General features: G+C 69.8%; 5 protein-coding genes. All 5 read right to left on the bottom strand.

The genetic code is table 11. The features are described 5' to 3' along the window. The 5 genes from J2X26_RS18280 to J2X26_RS18260 all read right to left on the bottom strand — a co-directional run bounded on the left by J2X26_RS18280 (position 1) and on the right by J2X26_RS18260 (position 11,779). The gene (locus J2X26_RS18280) at positions 1-3,870 is read right to left on the bottom strand and encodes a DNA-directed RNA polymerase subunit beta' (RefSeq protein WP_307494124.1); all 3,870 of its coding nucleotides are present in this window, start codon (positions 3,868-3,870) and stop codon (positions 1-3) included. 107 nt (positions 3,871-3,977) lie between these two features. Next, positions 3,978-7,487: a DNA-directed RNA polymerase subunit beta gene (rpoB, locus tag J2X26_RS18275; protein ID WP_055912135.1), complete on the bottom strand. Its 3,510-nt coding sequence runs from the start codon at positions 7,485-7,487 to the stop codon at positions 3,978-3,980. Between the two features lie 449 nt (positions 7,488-7,936). Continuing rightward, complete coding sequence (gene rplL, locus J2X26_RS18270; RefSeq protein WP_056585868.1) at positions 7,937-8,326, bottom strand: 50S ribosomal protein L7/L12; 390 nt, start codon at positions 8,324-8,326, stop codon at positions 7,937-7,939. 84 nt (positions 8,327-8,410) lie between these two features. Next, on the bottom strand, positions 8,411-8,944 hold the full coding sequence (rplJ, locus tag J2X26_RS18265) for a 50S ribosomal protein L10 (RefSeq protein ID WP_056585871.1): 534 nt from the start codon (positions 8,942-8,944) through the stop codon (positions 8,411-8,413). 255 nt (positions 8,945-9,199) lie between these two features. Continuing rightward, positions 9,200-11,779 (bottom strand): CHAT domain-containing protein, encoded by a 2,580-nt coding sequence (locus tag J2X26_RS18260; RefSeq protein ID WP_307494123.1) that lies wholly within the window; start codon positions 11,777-11,779, stop codon positions 9,200-9,202. Between the last annotated feature and the right edge of the window lie 113 nt (positions 11,780-11,892).

Here is an 11,892-nt window from a genome sequence, read left to right as displayed (position 1 = left end):
CTAGCGGTAGTCGCCGAAGTCGATGTCCTCGAGCGGGATCGCCTCGCCGGAGCCGAGGCCCAGGGCGGGGAAGTCGATCTCGTCGTAGCCGAAGGTCGGGTACAGCTCGGCCTTCGCCTCCTCGGTGGGCTCGACCGCGATGTTGCCGTAGCGGGGCAGGCCCGTCCCGGCCGGGATGAGCTTGCCGAGGATGACGTTCTCCTTGAGGCCGAGCAGCGGGTCGGAACGACCCGACATCGCGGCCTCGGTGAGCACCCGGGTGGTCTCCTGGAAGGAGGCCGCCGACAGCCACGAGTCCGTCGCGAGCGACGCCTTCGTGATGCCCATGAGCTCCGGACGACCCGATGCCGGCTGGCCGCCCTCGGACACCGCAGCGCGGTTCGCGTCCTCGAAGCGCCCACGCTCGGCGAGCTCGCCGGGCAGCAGGTCGGTGGTGCCGGAGTCGAGGACCGTCACGCGGCGCAGCATCTGCCGCACGATGACCTCGATGTGCTTGTCGTGGATGTCCACACCCTGCGACGAGTAGACGACCTGCACCTCGTCGACCAGGTGCTTCTGCGTCGCACGCGGGCCGAGGATGCGCAGGACCTTCTTCGGGTCGACCGCACCCTGGACCAGCTGGGTGCCCACGGAGACGTGGTCGCCGTCCGAGATCAGCAGGCGCGAGCGCTTGGTGATCGGGTAGGCGATCTCCTCCGAGCCGTCGTCCGGCGTGAGGACGAGGCGACGCGAACGGTCACCCTCCTCGACCGCGATGCGGCCCGAGAACTCCGCGATGGGCGCCTCACCCTTGGGGGTGCGGGCCTCGAAGAGCTCCTGGACACGCGGCAGACCCTGCGTGATGTCGTCGGCCGACGCCACACCACCGGTGTGGAAGGTACGCATCGTCAGCTGCGTGCCGGGCTCACCGATCGACTGGGCCGCGATGATGCCGACGGCCTCGCCGATGTCGACGAGCTTGCCCGTGGCCAGCGAACGGCCGTAGCAGCGCGCGCAGGTGCCGACGCGGGACTCGCAGGTGAGCACCGAGCGGATCTTCATCTCGGTGACACCGGCCTCGAGGAGGCGGTCCAGCAGCACGTCGCCGACGTCGTCACCGGCGTGACCGATGATCTCGCCGTCGATCGCGACGTCCGTCGCCAGCGTGCGCGAGTAGACGCTCGTCTCGACCTTGTCGTGACGACGCAGGGCGCCGTCCGAACCCGGGACGCCGATCGGCATGGTCAGACCACGCTCGGTGCCGCAGTCGTCCTCACGGACGATGACGTCCTGCGAGACGTCCACCAGACGACGGGTCAGGTAGCCCGAGTCGGCGGTCCGCAGAGCGGTGTCCGCCAGACCCTTGCGGGCACCGTGCGTCGCGATGAAGTACTCGAGGACCGACAGCCCCTCGCGGTAGTTCGACTTGATCGGGCGAGGGATGATCTCGCCCTTCGGGTTGGCGACGAGGCCACGCATACCGGCGATCTGGCGGACCTGCATCCAGTTACCGCGCGCACCCGAGCCGACCATCTTGTAGACCGTGTTCTGGCGCGGGAAGTTCTCCTGCATCGCCTTGGCGACCTTGTCGGTGGCCTGCGTCCAGATCTCGATGAGCTCCTGACGACGCTCGTCGTCGGTGATCAGGCCCTTCTCGTACTGGCCCTGCACCTTCGCCGCACGTCCCTCGTGCTCCTCGAGGATGGCTGCCTTGGCCGCCGGGGTCGCGACGTCCGAGATGGAGATCGTGACGCCCGAGCGGGTGGCCCAGCGGAAGCCGGCCTCCTTGAGCGCATCCAGCGACGCAGCGACCTCGACCTTGGGGTACCGCTCGGCCAGGTCGTTGACGATGACCGAGAGGCGCTTCTTGTCGACGACGCCGTTCTCGTACGGGTAGTCCACGGGCAGCAGCTCGTTGAACAGCGCACGACCCAGGGTCGTCTCGAAGATGAGCGTGTCACCCTCGGTCCAGCCCTCGGGCGCGTCCTCCTCGGTCAGCACGAGGTCGTCGAAGCGGATCTTGACCACGGCGTTCAGGTCCAGGGAACCCTGGTCGAACGCCATGACCGCCTCGGAGACGGTGCTGAAGGACCGGCCGTGGCCGAGCGCCTCGTCCTTGTCGTTCGTCAGGTGGTAGAGGCCGATGATCATGTCCTGCGAGGGCATGGTCACCGGACGACCGTCCGACGGCTTGAGGATGTTGTTGCTCGAGAGCATGAGGATGCGGGCCTCGGCCTGCGCCTCGGCGCTCAGGGGCAGGTGGACGGCCATCTGGTCACCGTCGAAGTCCGCGTTGAACGCGGCGCAGACGAGCGGGTGCAGGTGGATCGCCTTGCCCTCGACCAGCTGGGGCTCGAACGCCTGGATGCCCAGACGGTGCAGCGTGGGCGCGCGGTTGAGCAGCACGGGGTGCTCGGTGATGACCTCTTCGAGGACGTCCCACACGACCGGACGAGCGCGCTCGACCATGCGCTTGGCCGACTTGATGTTCTGCGCGTGGTTCAGGTCGACCAGGCGCTTCATCACGAACGGCTTGAACAGCTCGAGCGCCATCTGCTTGGGCAGGCCGCACTGGTGGAGCTTGAGCTGCGGGCCGACGACGATGACCGAACGGCCCGAGTAGTCGACGCGCTTGCCGAGCAGGTTCTGACGGAAACGACCCTGCTTGCCCTTGAGCATGTCCGAGATCGACTTGAGCGGGCGGTTGCCCGGACCCGTCACCGGACGGCCGCGGCGGCCGTTGTCGAACAGCGAGTCGACGGCCTCCTGGAGCATCCGCTTCTCGTTGTTGACGATGATCTCGGGCGCGCCCAGGTCGAGCAGCCGCTTGAGGCGGTTGTTCCGGTTGATCACGCGGCGGTACAGGTCGTTCAGGTCCGAGGTGGCGAACCGGCCACCGTCGAGCTGGACCATCGGACGCAGGTCCGGCGGGATGACCGGGACGGCGTCCAGCACCATGCCGGTCGGCGAGTTGGTCGTCGTGAGGAACGCGTTGACCACCTTGAGCCGCTTCAGGGCACGCGTCTTGCGCTGGCCCTTGCCGGTCTTGATGATCTCGCGCAGCGAGTCGGACTCGGCCTCGAGGTCGAACGCCTCGAGACGCTTCTGGATCGCCGCGGCGCCCATCGAGCCCTCGAAGTAGTTGCCGTACCGGTCCTGGAGCTGGCGGTACAGCATCTCGTCGCCCTCGAGGTCCGCGACCTTGAGGTTCTTGAACCGGTCCCAGACCGCGTCGAGCCGGTCGAGCTCGAGGTCGGCACGCTTGCGCAGCTGAGCCATCTCGCGCTCCGCCGAGTCGCGCACCTTGCGGCGGGCGTCGGCCTTGGCACCCTCGGCCTCCAGCTCGGCCAGGTCGGCCTCGAGCTTGGTGGCGCGGGTGTTGATGTCGTTGTCGCGGCGGTCCGAGATCTCCTTCTTCTCCAGGTCGATCCCGTTCTGGAGGTTGGGGAGGTCCTCGTGGCGACCGTCGACGTCGACCCACGTGATCATGTACGCCGCGAAGTAGATGACCTTCTCGAGGTCCTTCGGGGCGAGGTCGAGCAGGTAGCCGAGACGCGACGGCACACCCTTGAAGAACCAGATGTGCGTGACGGGCGCGGCCAGCTCGATGTGGCCCATGCGCTCACGACGGACCTTCGAGCGGGTCACCTCGACGCCGCAGCGCTCGCAGATGATGCCCTTGAAGCGCACGCGCTTGTACTTGCCGCAGTAGCACTCCCAGTCCCGGGTGGGACCGAAGATCTTCTCGCAGAACAGGCCATCCTTCTCCGGCTTCAGGGTCCGGTAGTTGATGGTCTCGGGCTTCTTCACCTCACCGTGCGACCAGGCACGGATGTCGTCGGCCGAGGCAAGGCCGATACGCAGCTCGTCGAAGACGTTGACGTCGAGCAAGGGGGGTCCTACTTCCTTCGCTTGCCGGGGTGACCCGGCTGAACGGAAATGTTGCTAAAGGTGCGGGCCCGCCGCCCACCCTTCACGGAAGGGCGGCAGGCTCGACGTCAGATCTCTTCGATGCTGCTGGCGTTCGGACGCCGGGACAGGTCGATGCCGAGCTCCTCCGCTGCGCGGTAGACCTCGTCGTCGTTCTCCTTCATGTCGATGGAGACGCCGTCCGAGGAGAGCACCTCCACGTTCAGGCAGAGCGACTGCATCTCCTTGAGGAGGACCTTGAAGGACTCCGGGATGCCCGAGTCGGGGATGTTCTCCCCCTTGACGATCGCCTCGTACACCTTGACGCGTCCGGGGACGTCGTCCGACTTGATGGTGAGGAGCTCCTGCAGCGTGTAGGCAGCGCCGTACGCCTCCAGGGCCCAGACCTCCATCTCGCCGAACCGCTGGCCACCGAACTGCGCCTTACCACCCAGCGGCTGCTGCGTGATCATCGAGTACGGGCCCGTCGAACGAGCGTGGATCTTGTCGTCGACGAGGTGGTGCAGCTTCAGGATGTACATGTAGCCGACCGCGACCGGGTCCGGGAACGGCTCGCCGGAGCGCCCGTCGAACAGGCGCGCCTTGCCGTCACCGCCCACGGTGCGCACACCGTCACGGTTCGGCAGCGTGGCCGAGAGCAGACCGGTGAGGGTCGTCTCCGGGACACCGTCGAACACGGGCGTCGCGACCGGGTTGCCGGCCGGCGACTTCGAGGCGATCGCGGGGACGTCGTCGCGCCAGGACAGGTCGTCGCCCTCGGCGATCTCGATGTCCCAGCCCTGCTTGGCCACCCAGCCGAGGTGCGTCTCGAGGACCTGGCCGACGTTCATGCGGCCGGGGACACCGAGCGGGTTGAGGACGACGTCGACCGCGGTCCCGTCGGCGAGGAACGGCATGTCCTCGACCGGCAGGATCTTGGAGATGACGCCCTTGTTGCCGTGACGGCCGGCGAGCTTGTCGCCGTCCGTGATCTTGCGGCGCTGCGCGATGTACACGCGGACCAGCTCGTTCACGCCGGCGGGCAGCTCGTCGCCGTCCTCACGGCTGAACGTGCGGACCTCGATGACCGTGCCGGACTCGCCGTGCGGGACCTTGAGCGACGTGTCGCGGACCTCGCGCGCCTTCTCACCGAAGATCGCGCGGAGCAGCCGCTCCTCCGGGGTCAGCTCGGTCTCGCCCTTGGGCGTGACCTTGCCGACGAGGATGTCGCCGGCGCCGACCTCGGCACCGATGCGGATGATGCCGCGCTCGTCCAGGTCCGCGAGGACCTCCTCGGAGACGTTCGGGATGTCCCGAGTGATCTCCTCCGGGCCGAGCTTGGTGTCGCGCGCGTCGACCTCGTGCTCCTCGATGTGGATCGAGGAGAGCACGTCGTCCTGCACGAGGCGCTGCGACAGGATGATCGCGTCCTCGTAGTTGTGGCCCTCCCACGACATGAACGCGACCAGCAGGTTGCGGCCGAGCGCGAGCTCGCCCTCGTCCGTGGCCGGGCCGTCGGCGAGCACCGAGTTGACCTCGACGCGGGCGCCGGTGTCGACCAGCACGCGCTGGTTGTACGAGGTGCCCTGGTTGGAGCGGCGGAACTTGGCGACGCGGTACGTCGACGTGGTGGCGTCGTCGTTGGCGACGACGATCAGGTCCGCCGACACCTCGGTGACGACACCCGGCTTCGTCGCGACGATGACGTCGCCCGCGTCGATGGCCGCACGACGCTCCATGCCGGTACCCACGAGCGGGGCCTCGGAACGGACCAGCGGGACGGCCTGGCGCTGCATGTTGGCACCCATGAGGGCACGGTTGGCGTCGTCGTGCTCGAGGAACGGGATCAGGGCCGTGGCCACCGACACCATCTGGCGCGGGGAGACGTCCATGTAGTCGACGGCCTCGCCGGCGACGTACTCGATCTCGCCGCCCTTGACGCGGACCAGGACGCGGTCCTCCTCGAAGGCACCGTTCGCCTTGAGCGGGGCGTTCGCCTGCGCGATGACGTGGCGGTCCTCGTCGTCGGCGGTCAGGTAGTGGACCTCGTCGGAGACCTTGCCCTTGATGACCTTGCGGTACGGGGTCTCGACGAAGCCGAACGGGTTGATCCGCCCGTACGTGGCGAGCGAGCCGATGAGGCCGATGTTCGGGCCTTCCGGGGTCTCGATCGGGCACATGCGGCCGTAGTGCGACGGGTGGACGTCACGGACCTCCATGCCGGCGCGGTCGCGGGACAGACCACCCGGGCCGAGCGCGGACAGGCGACGCTTGTGCGTCAGGCCCGCGAGCGGGTTGTTCTGGTCCATGAACTGCGACAGCTGCGACGTGCCGAAGAACTCCTTGATCGACGCCACCACGGGGCGGATGTTGATCAGGGTCTGCGGCGTGATCGCCTCGACGTCCTGCGTCGTCATGCGCTCGCGCACGACGCGCTCCATCCGCGACAGGCCCGTGCGGACCTGGTTCTGGATGAGCTCGCCGACCGCGCGGATGCGACGGTTGCCGAAGTGGTCGATGTCGTCGGGCTCGACGCGGATCTCGACGGCCTCGCCGGCACGCGTGCCCGGCAGGGACGGCAGGTCGATGTGCAGCGACGCGAGGTACTTGATCGTGGCGACGACGTCGTCACGCGACAGCACCGAGTCCGCGAGCGGGACGTCCAGGCCGAGCTTCTTGTTCAGCTTGTAGCGGCCGACCTTCGCGAGGTCGTAGCGCTTCGGGTTGAAGTAGAAGTTCTCGATGAGCGCGCGGCCGGCCTCGACCGTGGGCGGCTCGCCCGGGCGGATCTTGCGGTAGAGGTCGAGCAGCGCCTCGTCCTGCGTCTGGACGTGGTCCTTGTCCAGGGTGTCGATGACGGCCGGGTAGTTGGCGAACTCCTCGCGGATCTCCGCGTCCGTCATGCCGAGCGCCTTGAGCAGCACCGTGGCGTTCTGCTTGCGCTTGCGGTCGACGCGGACGCCGACGTTGTCGCGCTTGTCGATCTCGAACTCGAGCCAGGCACCACGGCTCGGGATGACCTTGGCCGTGAGGACGTCCTTGTCGGACGTCTTGTCGGCCGTGCGCTCGAAGTACACGCCGGGCGAACGGACGAGCTGCGAGACGACGACGCGCTCGGTGCCGTTGATGATGAACGTGCCGCGCTCGGTCATGAGCGGGAAGTCACCCATGAAGACCGTCTGGCTCTTGATCTCACCGGTGGTGTAGTTGACGAACTCCGCCGTGACGAACAGCGGCGCGGCGAAGGTGAAGTCCTTCTCCTTGCACTCCTCGGCCGTGTACTTCGGCGGCTCGAAGCGGTGCTCGCGGAACGACAGCGACATGGATCCGCCGAAGTCCTCGATAGGCGAGATCTCCTCGAAGATCTCCTCGAGACCAGCGGTCTCAGGAACGTCCTGCCGACCGGCCTCGAGGGCCAGGGCCACGCGGGCCTGCCACTTCTCGTTGCCGAGCAGCCAGTCGAAGCTCTCCGTCTGCAGACCGAGCAGGTCCGGGACCTCGAGGGGCTCGTGGATCTTGGCGAAGGAGATACGGCGAGAGGCGGTGCGGTTCGCGATGGCGTCGGCGGTCGGAGCAGAAGGGGTGCGCGAGGCAGCCAAAAGAGGGGTCCTTCCCAGCGGATCGAGTGCACGCTGCACTGGTCCTGGCTAGGCGCGATCCCCCGGCCGGCGAGCCCCACGACGACGTGTCTTGACGACGAGGGTGGGCTCGGGTTATACGGGATCGCGGGCACAGGCCAGCGCAAAGCGCTAGCATACTCGGCCGCCGAGTCAAAGTCCACCCGGCATCGACACCTCCTGGCGCCACCCGACAAGTCGGGCGACGGACCCTGAGGCGTCCGGTACGAACGGGCGGCTCCGCCCGCACGGCGACGACGTTGTCGCCGCGCACATGGTGGCACACGTGGCGTGACCGCGAAAGTCCGTCCCCCATCCGGACCGGGCCGCGAACGCGACGAGGCCCGCCTCCCTGTCGGGACGCGGGCCTCGTGTGCGAGCTGCGTGCTACCTCCGTGCTGCCGGCGGACCGGCCGGCACGAAGGCGGCGATCACTTGAGGGTGACGGTGGCGCCAGCGGCCTCGAGCTGCGCCTTGGCCTTCTCGGCGGCCTCCTTGGTGACACCCTCCAGGACGGCCTTGGGGGCGGCGTCGACGACGTCCTTGGCCTCCTTCAGACCGAGGGACGTCAGGACGCGCACCTCCTTGATGACCTGGATCTTCTTGTCACCGGCGGCCTCGAGGACGACGTCGAACGAGTCCTTCTCCTCCTCGGCCTCGACCTCGGCAGCGCCACCGGCGCCGGCGGGGGCCGCAGCGGCGACGGGAGCGGCAGCGGTGACCTCGAAGGTCTCCTCGAACGCCTTCACGAACTCGGAGAGCTCGATGAGGGAGAGCTCCTTGAACGCGTCGATGAGCTCGGTGGTGGTGAGCTTCGCCATGGTGGCGGTTCCTTCCGATCGATGCCCGGGGGCCGGTGCGGCCGTCCCGAGCGGGGGTTCATTGAGTGCCTAGGGCCGGATGGCTCAGGCAGCGACCTCGGTCGACTCCTCGAGCTTGAGCCGGAGAGCGTCGACGGTGCGTGCAGCCTGAGCGGCGGGCGCGGTGAACAGGTAGGCCGCCTGGAAGAGCGACGCCTTGAACACGTTGGCCGCCTTGGCCAGCAGAACCTCACGGGACTCGAGGTCCGCGAGCTTGGTGACGTCCGCAGCGGTCAGGGCGCGTCCTTCGAGGACACCGCCCTTGATGACCAGTGCGGGGTTCGCCTTGGCGAAGTCACGCAGTCCCTTGGCGGCCTCGACCGGGTCACCGGAGACGAAGGCGATCGCCGACGGGCCCTTGAGCGCGTCGTCGAGGCCTTCGAGGCCGGCATCCTTGGCCGCGATCGCGGTCAGCGTGTTCTTCACCACGGCGTAGGTTGCGTTGCCGCTGAGCGCCTTGCGCAGCTTCTTGAGCTGCGCAACGGTGAGCCCGCGGTACTCGGTCAGCACGGCCGCGTTGGAGTCACGGAACAGGTCCGTGAGCTCTGCGACAGCGGCTGCCTTGTCCGGCCTCGCCATGGCAATCCTTCCGATGGTGGTGCCACCGGTCGTCACGCCCCGAACAGACGAAAGAGCCCCGCGCAGGCGCGGGGCTCGGCAGGCAGCTCGGCGCAAGCCGAACCATCCGGGAACTCTCACCTGCGCTGGCCTCCGCTGCTGCGGGACTTCGGGCGATCGGGACGCGAGCACTGCGTGCGCGCGACACGGTCGACGACCGGCGGTCTTTGGGTGCTCCCAGAGTACGGCACGGGCCGAGGCCGACCAAATCCGCGCTCAGGCGGCGCCGTGGGCGCTGAACGTGCACCAGTTGACGAAGCCCTCGGGGGTCGACCGGTCCACGCGTCCGCGGGCCGCGTGCAGCGCCCGGGCGAGCGTCAGACCGTCCCCGAGTCCCTGGTGCAGCTCGAGCATGAGGTCGACCGCGGCCACGTCCGGCACCGCGGCGATGCTGGCGACGACGCCGGCCGTGCCCTGCGCGAGCATGGCGCTGACGAAGCCGAGCACCTCGTCGCCGGCATACGCCACGTCGGCGCCCGAGTGGCACGACGCGAGCACCAGGCGGTGCGGCGCGACGCCCGCTCCGTGCAGCTCCTGGACCGTCACCGGACCGTCCGCGAGGAGCAGCGAGGAGAACATCGGGTTGTCGGCACGGGGTGAGCCGTGGCAGGCGAGGTGCGCGAGGTCGGCATCGGCCAGCGCGGCGAGCACCGGCTCCGCCTGCGCGTCCCCCGCGGCCAGCACCAGGGCGCCGGGATGGACCGCGCGCAGGGCGTCGACCTCCTCGCTCGCACCCGTCAGGTCCGGACCTGCCACGAGGACCGTCCGACCGGCTCCGTCCCGTGCCAGCGCGGCGCGGCGGGTGCGGACCCAGAACGTCGCGGACGGTGCCTGGGCGAGCGGGCCGTCGTGCAGGCAGGACCACGGCACGCCGTGCAGCATGCCCACCGGGACGACGACGAGCTCGTCCTGCTCTCCGACACGAAGGGGCGCGATGAGCAGGTCCCGCAGCCGGGCGATCCGCAGGTCGGCGCTCGCGCGTGCGGCGTCCGCTGCGGCACCGCCGCGGGGGTTGGCCAGGCGGCGCAGGGCGAACAGGAGCGGCCGGAGCTCGGTGGCGACGTCCTGCTCCGCCCCCAGCTCCACGAGCCGGGTCCGTCGCGGCTCGACGACCACCGCCACGAGCCGACCCTCGAACTTCCCGAACTCGACCAAGGTCCGGCCGTCGAGCGCCTCGCGGGTGGCCGCGAGCCCGGGCACCCGCGGCAGCGCCACGACCTTCGTGGGTGCGTCCGGCCCCGCGGCCCAGTCGAGCACCGGCACGTGCACGTCCGCACCCGTCACGGGCGCGTCGCGGACGCCGCCGCCCGCGCTCGGGGCGGCCCTGCGGCGGTCGACGGCGGGAGCCTCCGACGACGGCAGGCGCGTGCTCAGTGCCGCCGCGCGCGTCCGCTCCATCCACGCCAGCGCCTTGGCCGGCGACGCCCCGGCGAGCACGACGCCCAGCCCGATTTCCCCGAGCTCGGCGCCGTGCCCCGACGCGAGCGCACGCAGCTCGATGGTGGGCAGGACCGAGCGGTGGACGGCGAGGTCTCGCAGCCCCGCCCGGCACTCCGCGAGCACCGCGGCCGGGTTCCCCGACGCCCGCTCTGCCAGCGCACCCGCGAGCCGGCCGCGGAGCCGGACGAGCACCTGCCCCCTCCCCGCGAGCGCCCGCGCTCGGGACAGGGCTGGCCCGGCGGAGCGCGGCCGGTCCTGGTCCAGTGCCACCCGCCCGGCGACGAGGTACGCCTCCACCGCGCTGTGCAGGTCGCCCGAGCTCTCGAGCCGACCGGCGGCGCGACGCGCGACCGCGAGCTCGTCGAGGCCCGCCGTGCCCGCCTGCAGCCGCGCTTCGACGCCGATGAGCTGGGCGCGGGCGGACCACGTCGCGCGACGCTGACGTCGGGCTGCTCGGGCGGCCACGTCTGCCAGGTCGCCGGCCTCCCGCGCACGACCGGTCAGCAGGAAGATCCGAGCGAGCCGCATCTGCGCCTCGGTCAGCATGAGCTGGAGCCCGGCGGCGTCGAGCTCCTCGACCGCCCGGGCCGCAGCGGCAGCCGCCTCGGGGAGGAGCCGCAGGTCGGTCATCGCGTCGGCGTACTCCGTGTAGTACTCCCCCAGCGGGATGCCCGCGTCGACGTACGCCTGCGCCGACCGGTCGAAGTCGCGCATACCCTCCTGCAGTCGCCCGGCCCGCACCGCGATCCATGCGCGGCTCTGCACCAGCGGGGCCTCGAGGCTCGGCACCTGCGACGTCGCGAGGGCCACGGCGGCGTCCGCGGCGTCGATCGCCTCGTCGTACTCCCCGCGCTCCGCGAGCACGAGGGCCAGGTTGTTCGTCGCGATCGCCGCCGAACGCGGGTCCAGGGCATCGGACGCGAGCAGCGTGCGGTACCGCTGCTCCGACTCCGCGAGCCGACCTGCATGCTGCTCGACCACAGCGAGCGAGAGCCCGACGCGGACGAGGAACCGCGCACGCTCGGCGGGCTCGATGGACGTCGCCCGGCTCATCGCAGCGAGCGCGGCGTCCAGGTCGCGCGCGGCCGCGCGCACGTCGCCCAGCTCGTGCTGGACGGACGCGCGGCTGGCGAGCACGGTGGCCGCGACGTGCCACACGCGGTGCCGCCTGGTGACCCGCAGGGCCTCGTCCAGCAGCGGACGCGCGGACGAATCGTCCCATCGTGCCCGAAATGTCGCAGCCAGCAGCCGTAGGCTCAACCCGAGCAGCTCGGGGTCCTTTCGCGCACGCGCCACCACCACGACGGCCTGCGCCTGGGGCTCCACCGACCTCGGATCGACGTCGACGGCGTCCATCAGAGAACTCAGATGTATCAGGAGGTCGGCTCGGGCCTCTGGTAGGGCAAGAGGCTTGTCGTTCGGCGGTGGCGGGTCGGACCCGGGGCCGGACGGGCACATCTTTCGGAGTC

It is taken from the genome of Cellulomonas humilata (assembly GCF_030814415.1).
Taxonomy (GTDB): Bacteria; Actinomycetota; Actinomycetes; order Actinomycetales; family Cellulomonadaceae; genus Cellulomonas; species Cellulomonas humilata_A.
The sequence above is the reverse complement of the archived record's forward strand: the minus strand, read 5'-3'. Positions and strand labels throughout refer to the sequence as shown.

Bases quoted from the DNA above. Each gene is read 5' to 3' on its own strand.
- rplL (WP_056585868.1), bottom strand. From the start codon at position 8,326: ATGGCGAAGCTCACCACCACCGAGCTCATCGACGCGTTCAAGGAGCTC.
- rplJ (WP_056585871.1), bottom strand. From the start codon at position 8,944: ATGGCGAGGCCGGACAAGGCAGCCGCTGTCGCAGAGCTCACGGACCTG.
- J2X26_RS18260 (WP_307494123.1), bottom strand. From the start codon at position 11,779: ATGGACGCCGTCGACGTCGATCCGAGGTCGGTGGAGCCCCAGGCGCAG.